The sequence below is a fragment of the Cellulosimicrobium sp. SJTW-1 genome (assembly GCF_047716875.1).
Classification (GTDB): Bacteria; Actinomycetota; Actinomycetes; order Actinomycetales; family Cellulomonadaceae; genus Cellulosimicrobium; species Cellulosimicrobium funkei.
In genome coordinates this window covers 1,776,019-1,800,793 of sequence record NZ_CP136680.1, presented here as the reverse complement: position 1 = coordinate 1,800,793, position 24,775 = coordinate 1,776,019, and the positions used below count along the sequence as shown (strand labels likewise).

Genomic DNA, 24,775 nt, shown 5'->3' with positions numbered 1-24,775 from the left:
CCGGCGACCGGGAGAGGGGCGGTGAGGTTCACCACGTCGTCGGGAGCGGCACGTAGGGCTCGGTGCTCGGCTGGACGCCCTCGTGCTCGAGGGTGAAGCCCATGATCTCGCTGAACACCGGCGCCGCGACGACGCCGCCGAAGATCGACGAGTGCGGGTTCTTGAGGAAGACCGACACGGTGTACCGGGGGTCGTCCGCGGGCGCGACGCCGATGAACGACGCCATGATCCCGGACAGCCGCCCGTCCTCGCCCGCCGCCTCCGCGGTGCCGGTCTTGCCCGCGACGCGGTAGCCGGGCACCGAGGCGCTCGAGCCGGTGCCCTCCTCCACGACGGACTCCATCATGTGCAGCACCGTGTCCGCCGTCTCCTGGGACACGACGCGCTCCGGCGCCGGACGCTCCGCGGGCACGAGCTCGCCGCGCTCGTCCGTCGTCCCGGCGACGATGCTCGGCGTCGCGCGGACCCCACCGTTCGCGATCGTCGAGAAGACGCTCGTCGCCTGGATCGCGTTGACCGACACGCTCTGGCCGAAGAGGACCGCGTACTCGGTGCGGCCGTCCCACGAGTCCGCCGGGTGCAGGATGCCCGCCGACTCGCCCGGCAGCCCGAGGCCGGACTTCTGACCGAAGCCGAACTTGCGCAGGTAGTCGTAGCGGACCTGCTTGGGGATCTTCTCGCCGACCTGGACCGTGCCCGTGTTCGACGACTCCGCGAGGATGCCCGCGAGCGTCAGGCGCTCGACGGGGTGGTCGTGCGAGTCCTTGAACGTCTGACCGTTCGGTGTCGTGTAGCGGTCCGGCACCTCGAACCGCGACCCGGCGTCCGCGTGGCCACCTTCGATGGCCGCCGCCATCGTGATGACCTTGCCCGTCGACCCGGGGTCGAACACGTTCGCCACGGCACGGCTCGGGCGGGCGACGGCGTCCGTCGAGCGGTCGTTCGGGTTCACCGTGCCCGAGTCCGCGAGCGCGAGCACCTCGCCCGTGCGGACGTCCTGCACGACGGCGATCGCGTACTCCGCGCCGGTCTCGCTCACCGCCCGGTCGATCGCGTCCTGCGCCTTCCACTGCACGTCGCGCACGGTCGTGAGGCGCACGTTCAGGCCGGGCACCGCCTCGACGACGTCGCACCGACCGGTCGGGATGAGCTGTCCGCCGAGCCCTGCCTCGCACCGGCGCGAGCCCGGCGTCCCGGCCAGGACGTCGTCGTACGACGCCTCGATGCCGCCCCCGCCCGTCTGCTCGTCGTTGACGAAGCCCACGAGGTTGCCGGCGACCGTGCCCGCCGGATACGTGCGCTCGCTCGTCATCGTCGTGCTGACGAACGCGGACAGGCGCAGGTCGGCGATCTGGCGCTGCACCTCGGGCGTGACGTCCTTCTCCAGGACGAGGTACCGCGACGTGCCGACGAGGTCGGCCGCCAGCTCGACCGCGGACCGGTCGAGGATCGGGGCGAGCAGCTTCGCGACGCCGACCGCGCCGCCCTCCTCGAGCGGCTCGCCGTTGACGAGGTCCCCGGAACGGGGCTCGAAGCTCGCGATCGCCTGGAGGTCGGCCGCGACGGTGTACCGGTCCACCGAGGTCGCGAGCACCACGCCGTCGGCGTCCGTGATGTCGCCGCGGTGCGCGATCGTCGTCGAGCTGCGCGTGCGGTCGTTCTGGGCCTCGGCCGCGAGCGCGGGCCCGCGGAGCACCTGGACGTTGACGAGCTGCGCGATGAACACCGCGGTGATCACGCCCGCCACGACGATGAGCCAGCGCTGCCGACGCTCGGGCCGGCCCGGCTCGCGGGTCCCCCGGGCCGGACGGGCCGGCGGGCGGCCCGCGCCGCGCGGCGCGCGCGACACCGGGGCGCGCCCCGACGTGCTGCGCGTGGTCGACGTGCGACCGGACGTGGTGCGCGCCGTCGAGGCACGACCGGACGTGGCGCGCGCCGCGGCGGTGCCCGTCGAGGCGGCGCGCGCGGGCGCGGGACCGGAGCGAGCGCCCGCGGCCCGACCGGCGGACGCAGCACGGCCCCCCGAGGAGGCCCGGGAGGCCGCGGTGGCGGGACGGGGACGCGGGGTGCCCGCCGCCGGTCGTGACCGGCCGGTGCGCCCGGCGCCCGTGCCCTGCGTCACTCCCCCGCCCCCTCCTGCGCCACGCCGAGCACCGTGCCGTCGGACAGGCGGACCATCGCCGGGTCCTGCGCCTCGACCATGCCGAGCCCGCGCGCGGTCTCCGGCAGCGCCGTCCTCTGCTCGGCGACCTGCAGCTGCAGGCTCTGCGTGTCCTGGGCCACGCGGCTCACCTCCCGGCGCAGCTCCGACATCTCGTAGGAGTTGCGCGCCATCGTCGTGTTCACCAGGAGAGCACACAGGAGCGCGGCGCCGAGGATCGACATGCAGACGACGAGGAACGGGACCTTGGACCGCGCCTGCAGCGGCGCCCGGACGAGCTCGAGACGCGAGCGCAGCGCCCGCTCGGACGCGCCGCCCGGCAGGGCGGTCAGCGACGGGCGCGGTGCGGGCGCCGGCCGGGCCGGGCGCGGGAGCGGGCGGGCGGCGGTCGACCTCTGTGCGCTCATCGTGTCGTCTCCCCCGGGTCGTGCGGTCGGTCGGTCGGTCGGTGGCCGGGCGCCGGCGAGCGGCGAACGGCGGACGGGCGGCGGTGCGGCGGTGTCGGGCGGGTGCGCTCGGCGGCTCGCAGGCGCACGGACGCGGACCGCGGGTTCGTCTCGCGCTCCCCGGCCGGCGCCTCCTCGGCCCCCCGGGTCAGCAGGCGCAGGTACGGCTCGTCCTGCTCGGGCACGACCGGCAGGCCGGCGGGCGCGCTGATCGTCGCGCCGGCGGCGAGCACGCGCTTGACGATGCGGTCCTCGAGCGAGTGGTACGACTCGACGACGATGCGCCCGCCCACGGCGAGCACGTCCACCGCGGCGGGGACCGCGCGCTCGAGGACCTCGAGCTCGCCGTTCACCTCGATGCGCAGCGCCTGGAACGTGCGCTTGGCGGGGTTGCCGCCCGTCGTGCGGGTGGCCGCCGGGATCGACGCGCGGACGAGGTCGACGAGGTCCGCGCTGCGCTCCCACGGCTGCTGCTCGCGCCGGCGCACCACGGCCCGCGCGATCCGCTGCGCGAACCGCTCCTCGCCGTAGTCGCGCAGGATCCGGGTGAGCGCGCGCTCGTCGTACGTGTTGAGCACGTCCGCGGCCGTGAGGCCCACGGTCGGGTCCATGCGCATGTCGAGCGGTGCGTCGTGCGCGTAGGAGAACCCGCGCTCCGTCTCGTCGATCTGGAGCGAGGAGACGCCGAGGTCCATGAGCACGCCCTGGACCGGTGCGCCGACCACGTCCGCGACGACGTCCTCGATCTCGTCGTACACGGCGTGCACGGCGCGGAAGCGGTCGCCGAACCGGGCGAGCCGGCGCGACGCGCGGTCGATCGCCTCGGGGTCGCGGTCGATGCCGACCACGCGCGCCGTCGGCACCTGCTCCAGGACGGCCTCCGTGTGGCCGCCCATGCCGAGCGTGCAGTCGACGAGCACGGAGCCCGGCTCGCCGAGCGCGGGCGCGAGCAGGTCGACGCAGCGCTGGAGGAGGACCGGGACGTGCCGCTCGGCGGCGTCGTCGGGGGTGCTCGTCACGTCCTCCTCCTCCTCTCCGTGCTGGTCGTCGTGCTCCGGTGCTGCTGCTGGTCGTGCTGTGCTGCGGGCCCCGTACGGTCAGGTCTCCCTCCGCGTCCTTTCTGGCGCCGGGGAAGTGCGCCAGACCGGGCGGGAGGAGGCCTCACCGTGCGGGGCCGGGGGTGCTCGGCCCTAGAAGCGCAGGTCCGGGAACACCTCCTCCGCGGTGTCGGAGTACGCCGACTCCTGCTCCGCGAGGTACGTCTCCCACGCCTGCGCGTCCCAGATCTCGACGCGCGTGCCGGCGCCGATCACGGCGACGTCGCGGTCGAGCCCCGCGTACGCCCGCAGGGGCGCGGGGATCGAGACACGTCCCTGCTTGTCCGGGATCTCGTCGCTCGCCCCCGAGAGGAAGACGCGCAGGTAGTCCCGGGCCTGCTTGCTCGTCACCGGCGCCTGCCGGATCTGGTCGTACATGCGCCGGAACTCGTCCATCGGCAGCAGGAACAGACAGCGCTCCTGCCCCCGCGTCATGACGAGACCCGGTGCGAGCCGCGACCGGAACTTCGCGGGGAGGATGAGCCTCCCCTTGTCGTCCAGACGCGGCGTGAAGGTGCCCAGGAGCAGGCCGGAGGAACCGCCGAGCACGTCGTCCACGAAGCCGGACATGCACCTGGCACCTCCCCTCCTGCTCCCTTCTGCTCCACGGTACTCCACTTCCCTCCACCGCTCTCGGCGAAACTCACGGGTTTCACCCGTCTTCGCAGGATCTCCGCAGGTCAGACGGGTTGGAGCGCGGTGGAGGGGAGGACTCCCCAGGGCGCGTCGCGGCCGCGTCCGGCGGGGCCGCCGTCGGGCGGCGACCGCTTCCGGGAGCCGTTCGGCGGGTCCTAGGCGGCGGCGCCCGGTGCCCGTGGAGGGAGAGGGAGGGGCACGGGCCGGTCGGGACGGCCCGCGCCACCGGGCCGGGGTCGGCGGACCTCCCACCGTCTACTAGGCTCTTCCCACCCGCGGTCTCGCCGGTCCGCGGCCCTGCGCCACCGACGACGGAGGTCCCCGTGCTCCCCGACATCGCCCCTGTCGCGCCCTCCGACGAGCCCGGGTCAGGTCGCCTCGCCGGTCTCGACGAGCTGGTCGAGACCACCGGACGGATCCGCTCCGGCATCGAGTCCGTGGTCACCGGGCGGCCGGACCTCGTGACCGTCACCGTCGCCGTCCTCCTGGCGCAGGGTCACCTCCTCGTCGAGGACGTCCCCGGCGTCGGCAAGACGACGCTCGCCAAGGCGCTGGCCCGCACGATCGACTGCAAGGTCGGCCGCATCCAGTTCACGCCCGACCTCCTGCCGAGCGACCTCACCGGCGTCAACATCTACCGCGCCGCGAACCACGAGTTCGAGTTCCGACCCGGCCCCGTCTTCTCCAACATCGTCATCGGCGACGAGATCAACCGCGCCTCCCCCAAGACGCAGTCGGCGCTCCTGGAGTGCATGGAGGAGGGCCAGACGACGGTCGACGGCACGACCCACATGCTCCCGAGCCCGTTCCTCGTCGTCGCGACCCAGAACCCGGTCGAGATGGAAGGCACCTACCCGCTCCCCGAGGCCCAGCGCGACCGCTTCATGGCACGGCTGACCGTGGGGTACCCCGACGTCGACGCCGAGCTGCGGATGCTCGACCGCCAGGAGTCGAACAACCCGCTCGCGCACCTGCGGCCGGTGACCACCGGGGCGGACGTGCTGCGGTTCGCCGAGGTCGCGCGCTCGGTCCACGCGTCCACGGCCGTCAAGCGCTACGTCCTCGCGCTCGTCACCGGGACGCGCGAGCACCCGGGCCTGCGCCTCGGCGCCTCCCCCCGCACGACGCTCCAGCTCCTGCGCGCGGCGAAGGCCCTGGCCGCGATGGCGGGGCGCGACCACGTCCTCCCCGACGACGTGCAGTACCTCGCGGTGCCCGTGCTCGCGCACCGGCTCGTCGTCACCACCGAGGCACGGCTCTCGGGCCAGGACGCCGAGGCCGTCGTCGCGTCCCTCGTGGCGCAGACGCCGATCCCCGCGCTGGACGCGACCGAGCGACGCTGACGTGCGCGGCCCGTCGTTCCTCGCGCGGCTCCGACGCAGGACCAGGAGCCTCGCCAGCGCGCGCCCGACCCGCCGCGGCACCGTGGTCCTCGGTGCGGGCGCCGCGCTCGTGGTGCTCGGCGTCACGCTCGGCCTGCCGGACCTCGTCGGGCTCGGCGCGGCGGGGCTCCTCGCCGTGGGGGCCGCGTGGTGCTGGATGGCGGCTCGGCGCATCGACCGGGGGCGCGGCGCGCTGCACGTGACGCGCCGGGTGCAGCCCAACCCCGCCGTGCGCGGCCAGCTCACGACCGCGCGCCTGACCGTCGCGGCGGCGCGCACGACGTCGTCGACGGCCTCCACGCTCGCGCGCCTGCGCATCAGCGAGCAGGCCGCGCACGAGCTGTCCGACCAGGGCTCGTTGCGCGCGCAGGTCGCGACGGTCGGCGACCACATCGCCGTGCGGTACCGCCTGCGGCCGCTGCGCCGCGGCCGGTGGCCGCTCGGCCCGCTCCTCACGACGCGGACCGACCTGTTCGGCCTCGTCAGCGCGACGCAGGAGCTCGGCGACCCGACGGCCGTGGCCGTCTGGCCGCGCACCGTCGAGCTGCCCGTGCGCGGGAGCCGCGCGTTCGGCGAGCACGAGCGCTCGGCCTCCGGCGCCCGGCTCGCGTCGAGCGACGACTCGGTCCTGCGCGACTACGTCGCCGGTGACGACCCCCGCCGCGTGCACTGGGTCAGCGCCGCGCGCCGCGGCCAGCTCATGGTGCGCTCCGACGAGAGCGCGGGCCTGCCGCCCGTGACGGTGCTCCTCGACCGCGGCCTCCTGCCCCACCCGGAGCTCGCCGCGTCGAGCCCGCGCGCGCTGGCCGACGGCGAGTGGGCCGTCGAGTGCGCGGCGTCGATCGGGGTGTCCCTGCTCCAGGCGGGGCACCCCGTCCGCCTCGTCCCCACCTCGCTCGCCGCGGTGGTCCCCGGCACCGGCTTCCGGGTCAACCGGTCCGGCGAGGGCCCGGCCGACCTGCTCGACGCCACGGTCGACCTGCACGGGCACCAGGTCGTGGCGGACGCCGACCGCTCCGTCGTCACGACCTCCGAGGCGCTGCGCCGCGACCGCCGCCCGGGCGAGGTCACCGTCGCCGTGCTCGGCCCGCTCGGCTCCGTGGCCCGGCACACCGTCGCCGCGATGGCCGGGGACGGCGTCCACCGCGCGCTCGTGGTGAGCACCCGGCCCTGGGCGCCCGAGCACGCCGACGCCGTCGAGACGGTCGCCGCGCTCCGCTCGACGGGGTGGCACGCCGCGCTCGTCGACCCGTCCGTGTCGCTCGAGCACGCCTGGACCCTGCTCGCGGAAGGCTCACGATGACCGCACCCGCCCCGGGAACCTCGGACTCCGCGGGCCTGCGCGTGCTCGCGACGAGCGCGCTCGTCGCCACCGCGGTCGTCGCGTCGGCGTACGCGCTGGGGAGCGTCGTCGGGCCGGGCGGCTGGACGGGCACGGTCGTGCGCGTCGTCGTCGTCCTCGCGCTCGTCACCGGCCTCAGCCGCTGGGCGCTCGAGCGGAGCCACGCGGCGCGCGGCGAGGTGCTCGCCCCGCCGGCGGCGCTCCTGCCGTCGCTCGCCGGGCTCGTCGTCGGGCTGTGGGCCCTGCTCGGGCTGTACGGCGGGCCGACGGACCGGTTCTCGCTCCTCATCGGCCTGTCCAACGTCGACCGCGTCCTGTCCCGCCTGGGCACCGCGCGCGACCTCACGCTCGCGGAGGTCGCCCCGATCGACCCCAGCCTGCCCATCGCGCTCCTGGCGGTCGGCGGCGCGGTCGCGGTGTTCGTCGTCGCCGACCTCATGGCCGGCGGGCTGCGGCTCGGCGCGGGGGTCGCGCTGCCGCTCCTCGCCCTGTGGGTGCCCGGGCTCGTCATCGTCGGCGAGGTCCCGCCGCTCGCGTTCGTCGTGACCGTCACCGCGCTCGTGCTGCTCCTCGCCGTGGACAACCCGCACCGCGCCGTCCGCCGCGGGGCGTCCGCGCGACGCCCGGAGGACCGCGCCGCCGGAGGCCTGCGTGCCGCGGGCGCGCTCGTCGTGGCCGTCGCCGTCGCGGTCACCGCCCTCGGGCTCGGGTCGGCGAGCGCCTCGCTCCCCGAGGTGGCGTCGGCGTCGTGGTCGCGCCTGTTCTCCTCGACCGGCCAGACGGTCCGGCTCTCCGACGACCTGGACATGCGGCGCGACCTCGCCGAGCGGTCCGCCGAGGTCGTCCTGCGCTACCGGACCGACGGCGAGAACGTCGGTCCCCTGCGCGTCTTCACGCTCACGGGGTTCGACGGCACCAACTGGCGCCGCGGCGCCGACCGCGACGGCACCCCCATCGACGGCGGCGAGCAGGTCCTGTGGCCCGACGACCCGGGCGCCACCGGGGACCCGACGTCGCTGCGCGTCACGCTCGAGTCACTGCGCGACACCAAGCTGCCGCTCCCGACCGAGCCGCGCGCCGTCGGCATCGACGGCGACTGGGCGTACGACGACGTGCGCGACGAGGTGCTCGGCGAGCAGCCGACGGGCGCGGGCACGTCCTACGAGGTCACGGTCTTCCCGCGGCCGCTCGACGCCGACGCGTTGCGCGGCGCCAGCGGCGCGGACCCCGACGACCCCAACTACCTCGACGTGCCCGCGACGGAGCACGAGCAGGACATCCGCGACCTCGCGACGTCCGTCGTCGACGGCGCGACGACGCGCTACGACCAGGCGCTCGCGCTGCAGACCTACTTCCGCGACATCTCGCAGTTCACGTACTCCACCGAGGTGCCGCCGGGCGCCTCGGGCGACGCCGTCTGGGACTTCCTCCAGGACCGGACGGGCTACTGCGTCCAGTTCGCGACGTCGATGACGATGATGGCCCGCACGCTCGGCATCCCCGCACGGCTGGGCGTCGGGTTCCTCCCGGGCGAGCGCGTCGACGACTCCAGCTACAAGGTCACGGGCCGCGACTCCCACGCGTGGCCCGAGCTGTACTTCCCGGGGCAGGGCTGGGTCCGGTTCGAGCCGACGCCCGCGCAGCAGACCGGCCCGACGCCGCGGTGGGCGACCCCGGTCGCCGTCACGCCCGGCGGCCCGGCGGACCCGGGGAACGTCCCGACGCCGGACGCCACCACGGCCGCGCCGTCGGCGCCGGCGACGCCGGCACCCACCGCCCCGGGGGCCGGCGGCACGACGGGCGGCACGCAGGAGGACTCCACCTCGTGGCCGCTCCTCGTGGGCGTGGCGCTGCTCGTCGCGGCGGCGCTCGCCGCAGGGCTGTGGTTCGTGCTGCGCCGACGCACCGAAACGGAGAGCCTGCGGGACGCCGAGGACGCGTGGGCCGAGCTCGTGGCACGGCTCGGTGCGCTGGAGGTGCGGTGGCCGTCGTCCACGACGCCACGCCGCGTGCCCGCCGTCGTCGTCGCGACCCTGCAGGCGCGACGCGGGACCGATGCCGGGGACGAGGACCTGGCCGAGACGCTCACGGCCCTCGCGTCGGCGCTCGAGGCGGAGCGCTACGCCCCGCGTCCGCGCGAGACGGTCACCCCGGAGCGCCTCCAGGCGCTCGTCGACGCCGCCGTCGAGGGGATCGAGAGGTCGCTCAGCGACCGTCCTGCTCGCGCCGACGGTCCCAGCGCTCTTCGAGCCGGCTGAGGAACGGCTTCCGCGACGTCCTGCTCGCTGCGGCCGGCCGGACGGTGCCGTCGGCCTCGACGGTGCCGACCGGTCCCTTGCGGGAGGCGCGCGGTGCCTGGAAGACCAGCACGACGCCGGCGAACATGAGGACGAAGCCGATGACGCCGAGCCAGGTCTGCGAGAGCGCGGCGCCCAGCACCAGCAGGAGCAGCCCTCCCACGACGCCGACACCGGCCAGGACGTAGCGCAGCGCAGAGCGACGTCGAGGGGCCTGGAGCGTGTTCGCCAACCGCGGATCGTCCGAGGTGAGCGCGCGCTCCATCTGCTCCAAGACCCGCTGCTCGTACTCAGACAGAGGCATGAGCACCCCGATTCTCCACGGTGGTCGTGTGACACCCTCAGGATAGATCGACATCCGCGGGGGTGGTAGTCGAGCGGGCCCGGGCAGGCCCCATCGCGATGGATCTCACCCCGAAACGGCCGCGGACGGCGTCGACGGCCTCCTCCGCGCGCCGTCGGACGGCGTTCGTCTCCACCACGGCCTCCTCGAGCGTGGGCTGGACGACGGCCTCCGCGCGCGGCTCGAGACCTTCCGCACGCACCCCCACGAGCCGGACCGCGAGCCCTCGCAGGTCCACCCCCGCGACGAGCTCACGTGCGACGAGGTAGATCTCGCGCGCGACGTCCGTCGGGGCGCCGAGCGTGCGGGCGCGCGTGACGGTCCGGAAGTCGCTCGTGCGGACCTTCACGCTCACCGTGCGGGCGACGAGGCCCTGGTGCCGGAGCCGCCCGGCGCACCGGTCGGCGAGCTCGAGCACGCGCGCCTGCACGGCGGCGAGGTCGCGCAGGTCGTGCTCGAACGTCGTCTCCGCGCCGATGCTCCGCTCCGAGCGCTCCGGCTGGACGGGGCGTGGGTCACGACCCCACGCGAGGTCGTGCAGGTGCGCCCCGGACACCTTGCCGACCGCCGTCTGCAGGGACGCCACGTCGGTGTCGGCGAGCTCGGCGACCGTCCGGATGCCCCACTGCGCGAGGACGGCCTCCGTGCGCTCGCCCACGCCCCACAGCGCCCCCACCGGCAGGGTGCGCAGGAACGGCACCGTCGCCGCGGCGGGCACGAGCAGCATGCCGTCGGGCTTGGCGTGCGTGGACGCGAGCTTCGCGACGAACTTCGTGGTCGCGATCCCGACCGAGCACGTGATCCCGTGGTCCGCCTGGACCCGACGCCGCAGCGCGGCCGCGATCCGTGTGGGCGGCCCGAGACGGCGCCGCGCGCCGCTCACGTCGAGGAACGCCTCGTCGACGCTCACCTGCTCCACGAGCGCGGTGATCTCCCCGAGCGCGGCCATGACCGAGCGCGAGACCTCGTGGTACCGCGCGTGGTCCGGCGGCACGACGACCGCCTGCGGGCACAGCCGGCGGGCGGTCGTCATGGGCATCGCCGAGTGGACGCCGAACGCGCGCGCCTCGTAGGTGGCCGCCAGGACGACGCCCCGCTCGGCACCGCCGACGATGACCGGTCGCCCGACGAACTGGGGACGCCGCGCGAGCTCGACCGAGGCGAAGAACGCGTCCATGTCGACGTGCAGGATCGAGCAGCCGCTCTCGTCGTCCCCCCAGTCCCGGCGGACGACGGCACGAGGACCCCGGCTCATCGGGTGCTCACCGTGCCCGCGGGCCGACCGGCCGGGTCGTCACGACGCCACCGTCCGCAGCCCGGGCAGCCGGACGAAGCCGGCGTCCGGGTCGACGAGCATCGCGACCTCGTCGCGGAAGTCCTCGGCGCACGCGACGAGCTCGTCGGCGCGACGCGGGTCGACCTCGTCGAACCGCCCGGCGTCCACGGCCGCACGGACGCGCGCGCCGCTCGCGAAGTACACCGACCACGCGGCGAGCGCGGGCTCGGCGTCCGCGAGCTGCTCCCACACCGAGCGGGCGCGCCCGCGCCGCACGGGGCGCGCACGGAGCGCGACGACCGCGGCGGCTGCCCGCAGCGCGCCGAGGTGGGCGTGGACGAACCGCTCCCCCGCGTCCTGCGCGAGCGCCGCAGCGACGAGCTCCGCGTCCGCGCGGGCGAGCAGCCGCCGGACCTCGGCGGGAACCACGACCTGCGCCCTCGCGCCTGCTTCGTTCGACATCGCGCACCTCCTGCTCCACTATCGAACACCTGTTCGATCCTGTCAACGTGCCGGACGCCGACAGCCCGTACCGTGGGGCACATGGCTCGCCGTACCTCCCGACGCCCTCCAGGGTCCCCCGCACCACCCACACCGCCCCGGCGTCGGGGCCCCGCGCGCGGCGGGCCCGCGGCGTCCGACCTCCCGGACGAGCCCGTCGCGACCACGACGGGCACCGCGCGCGTCGAGCGCGACCCCGACCGCCCGTCCGCGGTCACCCTCTACGTCAACGGGGTGCCGAGCTCGTACCTCGACCTGGACGACCCCGGGATGCTCGCGTTCGAGTACATGCAGCAGATGGCCGCGGTGGTCGACGAGCTGCACCCCGGGCCCGTGCGTGCGCTGCACCTCGGCGCCGCCGGGTGCAGCCTGCCGCGCTGGGTCGAGCACACCCGGCCCGGCTCGACGCAGCTCGGGGTCGACCTCGACGCACGCCTCCTGGAGCTCGTGCGCACCTGGTTCGACCTGCCGCGCTCCCCGCGGCTGCGGCTGCGGCCCGACGACGCCCGGCACGCGGTGGAGGGGCTCGCCGACGCGTCGTTCGACGTCGTGGTCCGGGACGTCTTCCACGGCGACCGCACGCCCGACCACCTCGTGACCCTCGGCATGGCCGAGGAGGTGCGGCGCGTCCTGCGACCGGGGGGCGTCTACCTGGTCAACTGCGCGGACCGGCCGCCCCTCGCGTCGGTGCGGCGCGAGCTGACGACGCTCGCGGCCGCGTTCGGGGAGGGCACGGGCGCCGGCGCCCTGGAGGAGGGGCGCGTCGCGGCGATCGCCGAGCCCGCACAGCTCAAGGGCCGCCGGTACGGGAACGTGGTGCTCGCCGCGGTCGCGCCGGGCGGTGCCGAGCCTGCCCTGACCGGCCCGGGCCTCGCGCGCACCGTGCGCTCGCTTGCCGTGCCGGCGCGCGTCCTCGTGGGGAGCGAGCTGCGGACCTTCGTCGGCCCGGCGGCGCCCCTCCTGGACCCCACGCCCGCGGACCCCGGGTCCGCCGACCCCACGTTCGAGGGACCCGCTCCCGGGGACGCCACGACCGCGCGGCCGGCGACCGACGAGCACGCGCGGGCGCCGCGCGAGGGCTGACACGCCAGGAGCCGCGCCCCCGGGAGGGGACGCGGCTCCTGCGCTGCTGCTACGACCGGGCGACCCGACCGCAGGACGTCGTGGACGTCAGAGCGGGCGGACCTTCTCCGCCTGCGGGCCCTTCGGCCCCTGGGTGATCTCGAACTCGACCCGCTGCGCCTCGTCGAGCGTGCGGTACCCGTTCGACTCGATCGCCGAGTAGTGCACGAAGACGTCGGCACCGCCGCCGTCCTGCGCGATGAAGCCGTAGCCCTTCTCGGCGTTGAACCACTTCACAGAACCCTGCGCCATGCTGTTCCTCTGACCTTCTGTCCATCCGGGGACATCAGCAGGCGGACCCTTCGTCCACCCCCGTGCGCCGCAATGCCATGTCCCACGTCCTTCGCCGGCGTCCCGGCCGTGTGCGGCCGGCAGGCCCGACGCCGGACCGCCCCGCCGGGCGGACCCACGTACCGGCCCTGCACCGGGTCGTGCGCAAGTACGTCACTGCAACGGGTCACAGTGTGGCATGGACCACGTCAGGTCCGCCATGGAGAACGGGCCCTCTCGTGCTGATTTTTCGGCACATACTCCCCGGCGGGGCCGAGCGCGCCGTCACTCCCCCGACTGCTGCGCGAGGAAGCGCTCGAACTCCGCGCCGAGCTCGTCGGCCGTGGGGATCGGGGCCGACTCGGCGAGCAGGCTCGTGCGCCCGACCGAGCGGGCGAAGGCGTCGTACTGCTCCTCGAGCGCCCGGACCACCGCCGCGACCTCCTCGGAGTCGCGCACCTGGCGCTCGACCTCGGTCTTCGCGTCCTGGACCGCCTCCGCGAGGCCGCCCGTGGCGAGGTCGAGACCCGTCACGCGCTGGACGTGCTCGAGCGCGACGACCGCCGCGGGCGGGTACGACGACTGAGCGAGGTAGTGCGGCACGTGCACGGTGTAGCCGACGGCGTCGTGGCCGGCGCGCCCGAGCCGCAGCTCGAGCAGCGCGGCGAGGCTGGCCGGGACCTTGACCGTCCCGAACCACGACGTGTGCTCGCCGAGCAGCTCGGGGCGCGTGGCGTGCGCCGTCACCGAGAGCGGCCGCGTGTGCGGGATGCCCATCGGGATGCCGTGGAAGCCCACGACGAGCGAGACGCCCAGGCGCTCGACGACGTCGCGCACCGCGGCGACCACGCGCTCCCACTGGACGTCCGGCTCGGCGCCGTGCAGCAGCAGGAAGCCGGTGCCCTCGGCGTCGCGCACGTGGTCGACGACGAGGTACGGCTCGTCGTAGTCGGACCAGCGGTCCGTGCTGAAGGTCATCGTGGCCCGCTTCGAGCGGTAGTCGATGAGCTGGTCGGCGTCGAACGTCACCAGGCGGGTGACCTCACCGATCTCCAGCAGGTGGTCGACGGCCACCTCTCCCGCGCTGCCCGCGTCGACGAACCCCGCGACCGCGTGCAGCAGCACCGGCCCGGAGCCCGCCTCGGGCGGCGTGGGCCACAGGCGCGCCACGGCCTGCTCGTCGAGCTCGTAGATCCCGCGAGGGTCCAGCATGCATCCTCCTCGTCACGTCCTTCGCCCGTGCGCCGCCGGTGGCGCGCCGCGGGCCTGACGAGGTAACGCGACCCGGGCCGGGGATCATTCCCGGCCGGGCGGTGGCGGCGGTCAGCGACCGGGGAGCCGCACCACGGAGACGAAGAAGTCGTCGATCTGCCGGACGACGTCGATGAAGCGGTCGAAGTCGACGGGCTTGGTCACGTAGGCGTTGGCGTGCAGCGAGTAGCTGCGCACCACGTCCTCCTCGGCCTCCGACGTCGTGAGCACGACGACGGGGATCTTGCGCAGCGCGTCGTCGGCCTTGAGCTCGGCCAGGACCTCGCGCCCGTCCATCCGGGGCAGGTTGAGGTCGAGGAGGATGAGGTCGGGCGTCGGGGCGCCCGCGTGCTCGCCCTCCTTGCGCAGGAACTGCAGCGCGCTCACGCCGTCGGACACCACCGAGAGACGGTTGGTGACCTTGTGGTCCTCGAACGCCTCGCGGGTCATGAGCACGTCGCCCGGGTCGTCCTCCACCAGGAGGACGTCGATCGGCTTGCTGCCGTGGCTCATGCGGGGCTCTCCTCGTCGTCGGGGCGCGCGGGGGCCGGAGCGTCCGGACCGGCGCCGCCGGGGTCGGAGCGAGCGTAGCCGACCTGCGCCTGCACGTAGGCGTGGGCGAGCGTGAAGCGGATGGTCGTCCCGCCCTCGCGCGGCTCGATCCAGATGCGTCCGCCGTGGTACTCGACGATGCGCTTGCACAACGCGAGGCCGATGCCCGTGCCCTCGTACACGTCCTTGGCGTGCAGGCGCTGGAAGATGACGAACACGCGGTCGGCGTACTGCGCGTCGATGCCGATCCCGTTGTCCTCGACCGACAGCTCCCAGTGGGTGTCGCGCGCGAGCACGCCCACGTGCACGGCGGGCGCTCGGTCGGGGTGGCGGAACTTCAGCGCGTTGCCGACGAGGTTCGCGAGGAGCTGGTGCAGGAGCGCCTGCTCCCCCACGACGACGGGGAGCGGGTCGTGAGTGACGCGCGCCCCGGACTCCGCGATCTTCTCGGAGAAGTCCTCGAGCACGCCCCGGAGCTCGTCCTCGAGGTCGACGTCGACGCGCTCGGTGCCCGTCCGGCCGACGCGGGAGAACCCGAGCAGGTCCTGGATGAGGCGCTGCATCCGCTTCGCGCCGTCGACCGCGAAGTCGATGTACTGGTCGGCGCGGTCGTCGAGCTCGCCCCCGTAGCGCTTCTTGAGGAGCTGCGTGAAGCTCGCGACCTTGCGCAGCGGCTCCTGGAGGTCGTGCGAGGCGACGTACGCGAACTGCTCCAGGTCGCGGTTCGAGCGTTCCAGCTCGCGCGCCTGCTCGGCGAGCAGCTCGTGCGAGCGCGCCGCGTCCTCGTGCGACGCCTTGATCTCCGCGACCTGGCTGACGAGCTCGACGCGCATGTGCTCGACGTCCTGCGCGAGGTCCGCGATCTCGGCGGGCCCGGACGTGACGACCGGCTCGTCGAGGCTCCCGGAGCTCACGCGCCGCACGCGGTGCGCGAGCTCGGCCATGGGTTCGGTGACCCAGCGCTTGAGGCAGACCCACAGGATGATGCCGACCGCGAGCGCCGAGCCGACGAGGACGAGGACGCTCCCGAACAGGGCGCGGCTCCACCGGTCGAGCGCGTCGAGGCGTTCGACGCGCTCGTCGCGCAGCTGGTCGACGTACTGCGCGGTGTCGGCGCGCGCCGCCGCGAAGAGCTCGGCGCCGCGCGCCTGGTCGACGGCGCGCACGCGCCCGGGGCCCTGGGCCTCGGTGGTCGCGATGGCGGGCTCGGCCGCGTCGGAGACCCAGGCGCGCACCGAGGACTCGGCCTGGGCGAGCGTCCCGGCGAGCTCGTCGTCGAGGCCGAGGCGGTCGACGAGCGCGGCGTCGGGGACGACGCCCTCGGCGTCGACGCCCACCGCGCGCGTGTAGGCCTCGAGCGCCGTCGCGTCGCCCGTGGCGACGTAGGCGCGCACCGCGACCTCGGCGTCGAGCAGGCCGACGTACGCGCCGTCCGCCTCGCTCACCGCGTCGAAGAACGGCCCGGTCACGTCGGTCTGAAGGGTGAGGACGCGCGACAGCGCGATCGCGGAGGTCGCGAGCACGCCGAGGAGGATCACCCCGGCGACGACGAGCGCCCAGCCGAGGCGCCGACGCAGCGTCGGGGCGCGACGCTCGCCCGCGCGCCTGCGGTCGCCGGCGGCGCTCACCGGGCCCACTCGTCCGAGTCCGCGAGGGTGGCCGACCGCTCGCCCGGCGAGGTGCCGTCGCCGTCCCACCCGAGCACGAGGAGGGCCGCGTCGTCCGCGAGGGGGCCGCCGTGGAGGTCGCGCACGCGACGGAAGACCCGCTCGACGACGCCCTCGACGCCCTGCTCCAGCGCGCTGTCGACGGCGCGGCGCAGGCCGTCGACCCCGACGCGCTCGGGGCGGGTCCGTGCGTCGCCCGCCCCGGCTCCCGCGACGGTCGCCTCGACGAGGCCGTCGGTGTAGAGCATGAGGGCCCAGCGCTCGCCGAGCTCGACCGGCTGCGACGTCCAGCCGCCCGCGACCGGGATGCCCAGGGCGCGGCCGCGCGACGTCGGCGTGATCTCCGACGCCGTGTCGCGCAGCAGCAGCGGCGCGAGGTGGCCCGCGAGGTAGACCTCGGCGCTGCGTCGGTCCGCGGAGACGACGACCTGGCACAGCGTGACGAAGACCTCCGGGCGCGCGCGCTCGGGCACGAGCACACGCTCGAGCAGCGGCAGGATCGCCTCCGGCTGGGTCTCGCTGAGGACGATGGTGCGCCAGGCCGTGCGCAGCGTCGCGCCGAGCGCGGCCTCGTCCGGGCCGTGCCCCGCGACGTCCCCGATGACGCACAGGACCGTCCCGTCCGGGCGCTCGACCGCGTCGAAGAAGTCGCCGCCGAGCAGGCCGTTGCCGCCCGGCACGTAGCCGACCATGACGTCGAGGCGGTCGTCCTGCACGAGCGGGGTCGGCAGGAGCGCACGCTCGAGGCGCGCCGTCTCTGCCGCGCGGACCTCGCTGCGGTACAGCGCGCGCTGCTGCTCGACGGACATGCGGCGCTGGACCGCGTAGCGCACGGACCGCCCGAGCAGGTCGCCGTCGACCTCCCCCTTGACGAGGTAGTCGTCGGCGCCCGCGGCGACCGCCTGCACGCCGAGGTCGATGCCCGAGTGGCCGGTCAGGACGACGAGCGCCGGCGGCCGCGACCCCGCGCGCACGCGCTCGACGGCGGACAGGCCCACGGAGTCGGGCAGGCCCAGGTCCAGCAGCACGCAGTCGACGTCGTGGGAGACGACCATCTCGAGGGCACCGTCCAGGGTCGTCGCACGGTGCAGCTCGACCTTGAGGTTGCCGTCGGCCAGCAGCTCCTCGACGAGGATCGCGTCCCCGTCGTCGTCCTCCACGAGCAGGATCCGGAGCTCGTCCGTCGGGGCCAGCACGGCGCGCCCCGGGCGCGCCTGGTCCGGTCCGGCGGCGTCGTCGCCGCGCGCGGAGGGTCGGCCCGGGGCTCGACGCTCGCTCCCGGTCACGACGCCCGCTCCCCTCTGGTCGCCATGGGCCACGATCCTAGCCGCAGGCGCGCGTCCGGCCCGGTCACGGCGCCGGGACGCGCCGGTCGTCGGTCCCCGGGACGGTCGTCGTACGCCATAATGGACGGCCGCGCGGGCGGCGCGGCGCCGGTCGAGGAAGGGACAGCGTGGGACGCAACGACGAGCTCCGGCTCGAGCAGGAGGTCGTGGACACCCTCTACGCGCGCCTCGACGAGCTGCGGGCGGCCGCCCGGGCACGCCTCGACGAGGTCCGGCGGTCCGGCCCGTCGGGCTCGCCGCAGAACCGCAGCGAGCGCGACGCGTTCGCGACGCTGTACGAGGACCGTGTCGCGCAGCTCGACGCGGTCGAGGACCGCCTCGCGTTCGGCCGCCTCGACCTCGACGACGGCACCCTGCGCTACGTCGGGCGCATCGGCCTCACCGACGAAGAGCACTCGAGCCTCCTCACGGACTGGCGTGCGCCCGCCGCCCAGGCGTTCTACCGCGCGACGGCGGCCCACCCGGACGGCGTCGTGCGCCGTCGGCACCTCGTGACGCGCGGTCGTGCCGTGACGGGACTCGAGGACGAGCTCCTCGACCTCGACGCCCCCGAGGCCGTGACGGGCACGACGCTCTCGGGCGAGGGCGCGCTGCTCGCCGCGATGGCCGCGGGCCGCACGGGACGCATGGGCGACATCGTCGCCACGATCCAGTCGGAGCAGGACGCGATCATCCGCTCCGAGCTCGCGGGGGCGCTCGTCGTCCAGGGCGGGCCCGGCACGGGGAAGACGGCGGTCGCGCTGCACCGCGCGGCCTACCTGCTGTACGCGCACCGGCGGCTGCTGGAGCGCTCGGGCGTGCTGCTCGTCGGCCCCAGCCTCTCCTTCCTGCGCTACATCGACCAGGTGCTGCCGTCGCTCGGCGAGACCGGCGTCGTGAGCACGACCATCGCCGACCTCCTGCCCGGCGTCGTCGCCGACGGCGAGGAGGACCCGCGCGTCGCGCGCGTCAAGGGTCGGGCGGTCATGGCCCGTGCGGTGCGCCGGGCCGTGCGCGCACGCGAGCGCGTGCCCGCGGCCGACGTGCCGGTCCGGCTCGACGGCCACGACCTCGTCATCCGCCGCCGCGACGTGCGCGACGCCATCGCGAAGGCGCGGCGCACCCACAAGCCGCACAACCTCGCGCGGGTCACGTTCGTCCGCGAGATGCTCTCGCGCCTCGTCGAGCAGTACGGGCGCCAGCTCGGCGAGCCGCTCGTCGGCGAGGACCGCGCGCTCGCGCTGGAGGACCTGCGCTCCCACCGCGACGTGCGCGTCGCGCTCAACCTGGCCTGGCTGCCGCTCACGCCCGAGCGCCTCGTCGAGGACCTGTGGACCAAGCCGCACCGGCTCGCCGAGGCCGCGCCCGAGCTCTCGCCCGAGGACCGGCGGCTGCTCGAGCGGCCCAAGGGTGCGCCGTGGACCCCCGCGGACGTGCCGCTCCTCGACGAGGCGGCGGAGCTGCTCGGCGAGGACGACCAGGCGGAGCGGGCCGAGGCCGCCGCGCGCGCGGCGCAGCGCGCGCAGGACCTCGAGTACGCGCGGCAGGTGCTCGAGTCGTCCGGTGCGGGCGGCGGGATCGTCGGGGCCGACGTCCTCGCCGAGCGGTTCGCCGCGAGCGGCCCGCGCCTGACCACCGCCGAGCGCGCCGCGCAGGACCGCACGTGGACCTACGGCCACGTCGTGGTCGACGAGGCGCAGGAGCTGTCCGCCATGGCGTGGCGCATGCTCGTGCGCCGGTGCCCGACGCGGTCGTTCACGGTGGTGGGCGACGTCGCCCAGACGTCCTCGCTCGCGGGCGCCCGGTCGTGGAAGGGCATGCTCGACCCGGTCTTCCGCGACGCGTGGCGGCTCGCCGAGCTCACGGTCAACTACCGCACGCCGGCCTCCGTCGCGGACGCGGCCCGACGCGCGGCCGTCGCGGCCGGCCTCCCGGTCTCGCCGCTCACGTCCGCGCGCGACGTCGAGGACGCCCTGCGCGTGGTCGAGGTGGCACCGGGCGCGCTGGAGGCACGCGTCCGGGCCGAGGCCGAGGCCGCGCGCGCCGAGTTCGTCGCCGCGGAGTCCGGCCGCGTCGCCGTCGTCGCGGCCGCGCCCGCGGTCCCCGCGCTACGGGCCGCGCTCGGGCTCGCCGACGCGGGCGGCGAGGACCCGGTCGTCGTGCTCGACCCGGTTCAGGTCAAGGGGCTGGAGTTCGACGCCGTCGTGCTGGTCGAGCCCGCCGACGTCGCGACCGGGCCCTCGGGCCCGTCCGACCTGTACGTCGCCATGACGCGGCCGACCCAGCGCCTCGTCGTCGTGCACGCGCGCCCGCTGCCCGCAGGCGTCGCCCCCGCGCCGTCGGACGACGCACGGGGCGCCCGAGCCTGACAGCGGTCGCGTCCGGGCGCGGGGTCACCTCGTCCCGAGGGTCAAGACCCGTTTGGTCCGGACCGCGGGACGGGCGCACCATGGGGGCGTGCTACGCGCCCTCCTCCTCGAAAACCTGCACCCCCTCGCCGCCTCGAACCTCGAGGCCGCGGGCATCGACGTCACCGTCCGCACCGGGGCCCTCGACGAGTCCGAGCTGATCGAGGCGCTCGACGGCGTCCACCTGCTCGGCATCCGGTCCAAGACGAACGTCACGGCGAACGTGCTCGAGAACGCCCCCGACCTGGTGGCGCTCGGCGCGTTCTGCATCGGCACGAACCAGATCGACCTACGCTCGGCCGCGACGCAGGGCGTCGCCGTGTTCAACGCGCCGTTCCAGAACACGCGCTCCGTCGTCGAGCTCGCGCTCGCCGAGATCATCGCGCTCACGCGCCGCCTCACCGAGCGCGACCGCGCGCTGCACGAGGGCCGCTGGGACAAGTCGGCGGAGGGCGCGCACGAGGTCCGTGGCCGCACGCTCGGCATCGTCGGCTACGGCAACATCGGCACGCAGCTCTCGGTGGTCGCCGAGAACCTCGGCATGTCGGTCGTGTTCTACGACACGGCGGAGAAGCTCGCGCTCGGCAACGCGCGCCGCATGGACACGCTCGACGAGCTGCTCGAGCAGGCCGACGTCGTCACGCTCCACGTCGACGGGCGCCAGGGCAACGCCGGGCTCTTCGGCGCCAAGCAGTTCGCCCGCATGCGCCCGGGCTCGATCTTCCTCAACCTGTCGCGCGGCTTCGTGGTGGACTACGGCGCGCTGCGCGAGGCGATCGTCGAGGGCCGCGTGGCCGGCGCCGCGGTCGACGTCTTCCCGCACGAGCCCAAGCGCAAGGGCGACGCGTTCGACTCCGAGCTGCGCGGCCTGCCGAACGTCATCCTCACGCCGCACATCGGCGGCTCGACGGAGGAGGCGCAGGAGGCGATCGGGCAGTTCGTGTCCGCCAAGCTGCGCGACTACCTCACCACCGGCTCCACGACGCTCAGCGTCAACGTGCCGAACCTCGCGCTCGAGCAGACGACGGGCATCACGCGCATCACGCACCTGCACCGCAACACCCCCGGTGTCCTCGCCGCCGTCAACGCGACCCTCGCCGAGCACGGGACGAACATCGAGGGCCAGCTCCTCGCCACCCGCGGCGAGATCGGCTACGTCGTCACCGACGTCGGCTCGCGCGTGGAGCCCGCCGTCATCGAGGCGCTGGCCGCGATGGAGCAGACGATCGCCCTGCGCATCCTCGACTGACGCAGCCCGGGAACCTTCGCCGCGCGCGGCCCGTCCGCACGCGGCGAAGGTCCTCGGCGGCCATGACCTTCGCCGCTGAGCGCCTCTCGCGCGCCGGTGCCACGATGAGGCATGACCGGATACACGCACGACGCGCCGCAGATCCTCGACGCCGACGCGTCGTGGGACCTCGTGGAGGGGACCCACGTCGCACGCCTCGCCGTGAGCGTGCGGGGCGAGCCGGACATCTACCCCGTGACCGTGCGGGCGCACGAGCGCACGCTCGCGTTCCGCACGGTCCCCGGCACGAAGCTCGCGACGCTCGCCATCAACGAGCGGGTCGCCCTGGAGTGGGACCACGTCGACGACGACGGGGCGTGGAGCGTCGTCGCGCGCGGCACCGCTCACCGTCTGCGCACCGAGCACGAGGTGGATCCCGTCCGGGAGGGTGCGGACCCGCTCGTCCCCACCGTCGACGTCCCGACCGAGGAGTGGGTCGTGGTCGAGGCCCACGAGCTCACCGGACGACGCTTCGCGCGCGCGGAGCCCTAGTCCCCCGGACGCACGACGTCCGGCCGCCCCGCAGGGGACGACCGGACGTCGGGGGTGCTGCTCAGCCGGACTTGCGGCGGAAGGTGCGCTGGACCGGTCCGACGGTCTCCGAGCCGTGCACGGAGCCCGTGTTCGACTCGCCGTCCGCCGTGCGGTGGCGCGCGGCGTTCTTCCGGTCGAGCGCCTCCCGGAACTTCGCCTTGGCCTCCTCGGTCGGTGCGGTCTCTGCAGCGGGTCGCTGCTGGTCGGACGCCATGGCGGTCTCCTCGTCGACGGGGAACTCGGTGGGGGCACTGCGGTCGGCCCGACGCTGCGGGCACCCCGCCAGCCTCCCCCACCGGGCGGCCCGACGCCACCTGATTTGTCCGCTCGGACCGGCCGTCCCGGCCTTGCGGGCGCCGGCGCTGGCGACCGCGCCGCGAGCGCCGACGACCGCGTGGCGAACGCCGTCGGGTAGCGTCGGGACGTGTCGCCCGATCCCACGCCGCAGGTCTCCCCCGCTCCTCCCCACGCCACAGGCGGTCCCGCGCCGGCGCGTGCCGAGCTCCCGCACCGCGCGCTCGGCCGGAGCGGCCTGCGCCTGCCGGAGGTCGCGCTCGGGCTCTGGCAGAACTTCGGCGTCGCCGACCGCTTCTCGACGCAGCGCGAGATCGTGCTGCGCGCCGTGGACCGCGGCGTGACGCACCTCGACCTCGCGAACAACTACGGGCCGCCCGGCGGTGCCGCGGAGGAGTCGCTGGGCCGGCTGCTCGCGCGCGAGCTCCGGCCCGTGCGCGACGAGCTCGTCGTGACCACCAAGGCGGGCTACCGCATGGGACCCGGCCCCTACGGCGAGGGCGGGTCCCGGAAGTACCTGCTCTCGTCCCTCGACGCGTCGCTGCGCCGGCTCGGGCTCGACCACGTCGACATCTTCTACTCGCACCGCTACGACCCCTCCACCCCGCTCGGGGAGACCATCGGTGCGCTGGCGACGGCGGTCCGGTCGGGGCGCGCCCGCTACGCCGGCATCTCGTCGTACTCGGCGCGGCGCACGCGCGAGGCCCTGCGGGTCGCGGCCGACGTCGGGGTCGAGCTCGTCGTCACCCAGGTCTCCTACTCCATGCTCAACCGGTGGATCGAGGCGCCCGACCCGCACGACGAGGCGGGGGCCACCGTGCTCGACGTCGCGGGCGACGAAGGGCTCGGCGTCGTCGCGTTCTCCCCGCTCGCCCAGGGCATGCTCACGGACCGCTACCTCCACGGGGTCCCGGACGGGTCGCGCGCGGCGCGCGGCGGGCCGCTGCGCCCGGCGTTCCTCTCGGAGGAGAACCTCGACCGCGTGCGCCATCTGGACGGGCTCGCGCGCGCCCACGGGCGGACGCTCGCGTCCACGGCGATCCGCTGGGCGCTGCGCGACCAGCGCGTCACGTCGGTCCTGCTCGGCGCGAGCTCGACGCGCCAGCTCGACGACAACCTCGCGGCCCTCGAGGCCCCCGACCTCTCCCCCGAGGAGCTCGCGGCCGTCGACGACCTCCCCGTGGACACGGGCATCAACATCTGGGCGACGCGGTCCAGCGACCTGTAGCGCCGCGGCCGCGCGCAGCCGTGTCCGGCTGTGCGGACCGAACCTCGGACCGGAGGCGCGAGGCGCGGGACCGTCGCGTGACCGTCAGGCCTGGGGTGCCGTCTCGCGGTCGGTCGCGACGTCGTCGGTGGCCTCGGCCGCCGCACGGCCCGCCGCCGCCTCGCGCTCCTCCCGGTCGACGCGCAGCGACGTGATGGCGCTCTCGAAGTCCTCGAGCGAGTCGAACGCCTGGTAGACGCTCGCGAAGCGCAGGTAGGCGACCTCGTCGAGCTCGCGCAGCGGCCCGAGGATCGCGAGACCGATCTCGTAGGCGTCGAGCTCGGCGCTCCCGCTCGCGCGGATGGTCTCCTCGACGCGCTGCGCGAGGACGGCGAGGTCGTCCTCGTTCACCGGGCGCCCCTGGCAGGCCTTGCGGACGCCGTTGACGATCTTCTCGCGCGAGAAGGGCTCGGTCACGCCGGACCGCTTGACCACGGACAGGCTGGCGGTCTCGATCGTGGTGAAGCGACGGTTGCACTCCGGGCACTGGCGTCGCCGGCGGATGGAGGCACCGTCGTCGGACGTGCGGGAGTCGACGACGCGGGAGTCCGCGTGACGGCAGAACGGGCAGTGCATGGCGGGCTCCTCCGCGGGTCGCGCCGACAGGTCGGCGCGACGAACGTATGTCGTCGCGGGCGCGCGGTGCAACACGCCGACGACGCGCCGGGCCGCGGACAGCAGAACGGGGGCGGTCGAAGTCGACCGCCCCCGTCGGGACGCCCCCGTCCCCATCTCGCGCGCGACTCGCCTCGCGCGCGGCGACGTGCACAGGAGTCGCGGTGGTCCGCACACTCCTCGCCTCGTCCGCCCAGCCCCCAGCCGGCGTGTGAGGTGACACTAACTTAGGCGGACCTAAGGCGCCGGCGCAACCCTCGGCCGCCACCTGTCGCGCGTCGGCGCCGTGTGCTGCGTCACAGGATCTGGACCGCGCGCGTCGCGTCACCGCTCGGCGACCGGGAGCAGGATGGTCTGGCCGGCCCGCACGCCGGACGACGACAGGCCGTTCAGCTCCACGAGCCCGCTGACCACCTCACGGAGGTCCTCCCCCGGGGTCGCGACGCCCTGGGCGAGCTCCCACAGCGTCTCCCCCGCGCTCACGACGTGGACGCGGACCTCGACCGGCTCCCCGGGCCCGCTCGCGACGGCCAGCCCGACCCGCGCCGCGAGGACGAGCACGACGGCCACGAGGAGCACGAGGACCGCACGGCCGCGTCGCGTGAGCCGCAGCCGCGCCTCCGGGCGCGCACCTCGCTCCGCTGCGCCGCCCCGCCCGAGCGCGGACGGCGCTGCCGTCGCCATCGCCACCGTGTCCATGT

Annotated in this window: 23 protein-coding genes; 8 read left to right on the top strand and 15 right to left on the bottom strand. The window is 75.2% G+C overall.

Going from position 1 to position 24,775, the window contains the following annotated elements; translation table 11 throughout:
- Nucleotides 1-28: 28 nt before the first annotated feature.
- The 4 genes from RSE42_RS08160 to mraZ all read right to left on the bottom strand — a co-directional run bounded on the left by RSE42_RS08160 (nucleotide 29) and on the right by mraZ (nucleotide 4,232).
- The gene (locus tag RSE42_RS08160) at nucleotides 29-1,738 is read right to left on the bottom strand and encodes a peptidoglycan D,D-transpeptidase FtsI family protein (protein WP_415298539.1); all 1,710 of its coding nucleotides are present in this window, start codon (nucleotides 1,736-1,738) and stop codon (nucleotides 29-31) included.
- 380 nt (nucleotides 1,739-2,118) lie between these two features.
- Nucleotides 2,119-2,568, bottom strand: a complete 450-nt coding sequence (locus RSE42_RS08155) for a hypothetical protein (protein ID WP_061267582.1) — start codon at nucleotides 2,566-2,568, stop codon at nucleotides 2,119-2,121.
- Nucleotides 2,565-3,626: a 16S rRNA (cytosine(1402)-N(4))-methyltransferase RsmH gene (gene rsmH / locus RSE42_RS08150; RefSeq protein ID WP_076406540.1), complete on the bottom strand. Its 1,062-nt coding sequence runs from the start codon at nucleotides 3,624-3,626 to the stop codon at nucleotides 2,565-2,567. Before rsmH ends, RSE42_RS08155 begins: the two co-directional genes overlap by 4 nt.
- 171 nt (nucleotides 3,627-3,797) lie before the next feature.
- Entirely contained in the window at nucleotides 3,798-4,232 is a 435-nt protein-coding gene (gene mraZ / locus RSE42_RS08145) for a division/cell wall cluster transcriptional repressor MraZ (RefSeq protein WP_031316739.1), read from the bottom strand.
- Between the two features lie 443 nt (nucleotides 4,233-4,675).
- Between mraZ and RSE42_RS08140 the strand changes: the two genes are divergently transcribed.
- The 3 genes from RSE42_RS08140 to RSE42_RS08130 are packed head-to-tail and all read left to right on the top strand — an operon-like array spanning nucleotide 4,676 to nucleotide 9,322.
- Complete coding sequence (locus tag RSE42_RS08140) at nucleotides 4,676-5,683, top strand: AAA family ATPase (protein ID WP_415298856.1); 1,008 nt, start codon at nucleotides 4,676-4,678, stop codon at nucleotides 5,681-5,683.
- Between the two features lies 1 nt (nucleotide 5,684).
- A complete protein-coding gene (locus RSE42_RS08135; protein ID WP_043655568.1) occupies nucleotides 5,685-7,025 on the top strand; it encodes a DUF58 domain-containing protein in 1,341 nt (446 codons plus the stop codon).
- Nucleotides 7,022-9,322: a transglutaminaseTgpA domain-containing protein gene (locus tag RSE42_RS08130; RefSeq protein ID WP_415298536.1), complete on the top strand. Its 2,301-nt coding sequence runs from the start codon at nucleotides 7,022-7,024 to the stop codon at nucleotides 9,320-9,322. Before RSE42_RS08135 ends, RSE42_RS08130 begins: the two co-directional genes overlap by 4 nt.
- On the opposite strand, the gene RSE42_RS08125 is transcribed toward RSE42_RS08130, so the two are convergent.
- The 3 genes from RSE42_RS08125 to RSE42_RS08115 are packed head-to-tail and all read right to left on the bottom strand — an operon-like array spanning nucleotide 9,270 to nucleotide 11,442.
- Nucleotides 9,270-9,665 (bottom strand): DUF3040 domain-containing protein, encoded by a 396-nt coding sequence (locus RSE42_RS08125; protein ID WP_031316425.1) that lies wholly within the window; start codon nucleotides 9,663-9,665, stop codon nucleotides 9,270-9,272. The genes RSE42_RS08130 and RSE42_RS08125 overlap by 53 nt on opposite strands.
- 37 nt (nucleotides 9,666-9,702) lie before the next feature.
- Entirely contained in the window at nucleotides 9,703-10,959 is a 1,257-nt protein-coding gene (locus RSE42_RS08120) for a DNA polymerase IV (RefSeq protein ID WP_415298534.1), read from the bottom strand.
- Nucleotides 10,960-10,998: 39 nt separating this feature from the next.
- Nucleotides 10,999-11,442: an SAV_6107 family HEPN domain-containing protein gene (locus tag RSE42_RS08115; RefSeq protein ID WP_034655077.1), complete on the bottom strand. Its 444-nt coding sequence runs from the start codon at nucleotides 11,440-11,442 to the stop codon at nucleotides 10,999-11,001.
- Nucleotides 11,443-11,523: 81 nt separating this feature from the next.
- Here RSE42_RS08115 and RSE42_RS08110 point away from each other — a divergent pair, with 81 nt between their 5' ends.
- Nucleotides 11,524-12,564 carry a spermidine synthase gene (locus RSE42_RS08110; RefSeq protein WP_415298532.1) on the top strand — a complete coding sequence of 347 codons (1,041 nt, stop codon included), beginning with the start codon at nucleotides 11,524-11,526 and terminating at the stop codon, nucleotides 12,562-12,564.
- Nucleotides 12,565-12,651: 87 nt separating this feature from the next.
- Here RSE42_RS08110 and RSE42_RS08105 read toward each other — a convergent pair whose 3' ends face one another.
- From RSE42_RS08105 to RSE42_RS08085, 5 genes are all read right to left on the bottom strand, one after another.
- Nucleotides 12,652-12,855 carry a cold-shock protein gene (locus tag RSE42_RS08105; RefSeq protein ID WP_034655075.1) on the bottom strand — a complete coding sequence of 68 codons (204 nt, stop codon included), beginning with the start codon at nucleotides 12,853-12,855 and terminating at the stop codon, nucleotides 12,652-12,654.
- A gap of 303 nt (nucleotides 12,856-13,158) precedes the next feature.
- Complete coding sequence (locus RSE42_RS08100; protein WP_034655073.1) at nucleotides 13,159-14,085, bottom strand: proteasome assembly chaperone family protein; 927 nt, start codon at nucleotides 14,083-14,085, stop codon at nucleotides 13,159-13,161.
- Nucleotides 14,086-14,196: 111 nt separating this feature from the next.
- A complete protein-coding gene (locus tag RSE42_RS08095; protein WP_021482350.1) occupies nucleotides 14,197-14,637 on the bottom strand; it encodes a response regulator in 441 nt (146 codons plus the stop codon).
- Nucleotides 14,634-16,304, bottom strand: coding sequence for a sensor histidine kinase (locus RSE42_RS08090; RefSeq protein WP_415298529.1), 1,671 nt, complete (start codon nucleotides 16,302-16,304; stop codon nucleotides 14,634-14,636). The genes RSE42_RS08095 and RSE42_RS08090 overlap by 4 nt, the downstream gene beginning before the upstream one ends.
- Nucleotides 16,301-17,629 (bottom strand): PP2C family protein-serine/threonine phosphatase, encoded by a 1,329-nt coding sequence (locus RSE42_RS08085; RefSeq protein WP_371810604.1) that lies wholly within the window; start codon nucleotides 17,627-17,629, stop codon nucleotides 16,301-16,303. Before RSE42_RS08085 ends, RSE42_RS08090 begins: the two co-directional genes overlap by 4 nt.
- Nucleotides 17,630-17,796: 167 nt before the next feature.
- Between RSE42_RS08085 and RSE42_RS08080 the strand changes: the two genes are divergently transcribed.
- The 3 genes from RSE42_RS08080 (at nucleotide 17,797) to RSE42_RS08070 (ending at nucleotide 21,856) form a co-directional block, all read left to right on the top strand.
- Nucleotides 17,797-20,037 carry a HelD family protein gene (locus tag RSE42_RS08080; protein ID WP_415298527.1) on the top strand — a complete coding sequence of 747 codons (2,241 nt, stop codon included), beginning with the start codon at nucleotides 17,797-17,799 and terminating at the stop codon, nucleotides 20,035-20,037.
- An 88-nt stretch (nucleotides 20,038-20,125) separates the two neighbouring features.
- Complete coding sequence (gene serA, locus RSE42_RS08075; protein WP_021482809.1) at nucleotides 20,126-21,325, top strand: phosphoglycerate dehydrogenase; 1,200 nt, start codon at nucleotides 20,126-20,128, stop codon at nucleotides 21,323-21,325.
- A gap of 111 nt (nucleotides 21,326-21,436) precedes the next feature.
- On the top strand, nucleotides 21,437-21,856 hold the full coding sequence (locus RSE42_RS08070; protein ID WP_034655066.1) for a pyridoxamine 5'-phosphate oxidase family protein: 420 nt from the start codon (nucleotides 21,437-21,439) through the stop codon (nucleotides 21,854-21,856).
- Nucleotides 21,857-21,917: 61 nt separating this feature from the next.
- Here the strand turns inward: RSE42_RS08070 and RSE42_RS08065 are convergent, their stop codons facing one another.
- A complete protein-coding gene (locus tag RSE42_RS08065; protein WP_031316400.1) occupies nucleotides 21,918-22,112 on the bottom strand; it encodes a DUF5302 domain-containing protein in 195 nt (64 codons plus the stop codon).
- Between the two features lie 210 nt (nucleotides 22,113-22,322).
- On the opposite strand from RSE42_RS08065, the gene RSE42_RS08060 reads away from it, so the two are divergent.
- A complete protein-coding gene (locus RSE42_RS08060; protein ID WP_415298525.1) occupies nucleotides 22,323-23,420 on the top strand; it encodes an aldo/keto reductase in 1,098 nt (365 codons plus the stop codon).
- An 84-nt stretch (nucleotides 23,421-23,504) separates the two neighbouring features.
- Here the strand turns inward: RSE42_RS08060 and nrdR are convergent, their stop codons facing one another.
- Nucleotides 23,505-24,035, bottom strand: a complete 531-nt coding sequence (nrdR, locus tag RSE42_RS08055; RefSeq protein WP_415298523.1) for a transcriptional regulator NrdR — start codon at nucleotides 24,033-24,035, stop codon at nucleotides 23,505-23,507.
- Nucleotides 24,036-24,398: 363 nt separating this feature from the next.
- Nucleotides 24,399-24,773, bottom strand: a complete 375-nt coding sequence (locus RSE42_RS08050) for a LysM peptidoglycan-binding domain-containing protein (RefSeq protein WP_415298521.1) — start codon at nucleotides 24,771-24,773, stop codon at nucleotides 24,399-24,401.
- Between the last annotated feature and the right edge of the window lie 2 nt (nucleotides 24,774-24,775).

Bases quoted from the DNA above. Each gene is read 5' to 3' on its own strand.
- RSE42_RS08155 (WP_061267582.1), bottom strand. From the start codon at position 2,568: ATGAGCGCACAGAGGTCGACCGCCGCCCGCCCGCTCCCGCGCCCGGCC.
- RSE42_RS08130 (WP_415298536.1), top strand. From the start codon at position 7,022: ATGACCGCACCCGCCCCGGGAACCTCGGACTCCGCGGGCCTGCGCGTG.
- RSE42_RS08125 (WP_031316425.1), bottom strand. From the start codon at position 9,665: ATGCCTCTGTCTGAGTACGAGCAGCGGGTCTTGGAGCAGATGGAGCGC.
- RSE42_RS08120 (WP_415298534.1), bottom strand. From the start codon at position 10,959: ATGAGCCGGGGTCCTCGTGCCGTCGTCCGCCGGGACTGGGGGGACGAC.
- RSE42_RS08115 (WP_034655077.1), bottom strand. From the start codon at position 11,442: ATGTCGAACGAAGCAGGCGCGAGGGCGCAGGTCGTGGTTCCCGCCGAG.
- RSE42_RS08110 (WP_415298532.1), top strand. From the start codon at position 11,524: ATGGCTCGCCGTACCTCCCGACGCCCTCCAGGGTCCCCCGCACCACCC.
- RSE42_RS08105 (WP_034655075.1), bottom strand. From the start codon at position 12,855: ATGGCGCAGGGTTCTGTGAAGTGGTTCAACGCCGAGAAGGGCTACGGC.
- RSE42_RS08100 (WP_034655073.1), bottom strand. From the start codon at position 14,085: ATGCTGGACCCTCGCGGGATCTACGAGCTCGACGAGCAGGCCGTGGCG.
- RSE42_RS08095 (WP_021482350.1), bottom strand. From the start codon at position 14,637: ATGAGCCACGGCAGCAAGCCGATCGACGTCCTCCTGGTGGAGGACGAC.
- RSE42_RS08070 (WP_034655066.1), top strand. From the start codon at position 21,437: ATGACCGGATACACGCACGACGCGCCGCAGATCCTCGACGCCGACGCG.
- RSE42_RS08065 (WP_031316400.1), bottom strand. From the start codon at position 22,112: ATGGCGTCCGACCAGCAGCGACCCGCTGCAGAGACCGCACCGACCGAG.
- nrdR (WP_415298523.1), bottom strand. From the start codon at position 24,035: ATGCACTGCCCGTTCTGCCGTCACGCGGACTCCCGCGTCGTCGACTCC.
- RSE42_RS08050 (WP_415298521.1), bottom strand. From the start codon at position 24,773: ATGGACACGGTGGCGATGGCGACGGCAGCGCCGTCCGCGCTCGGGCGG.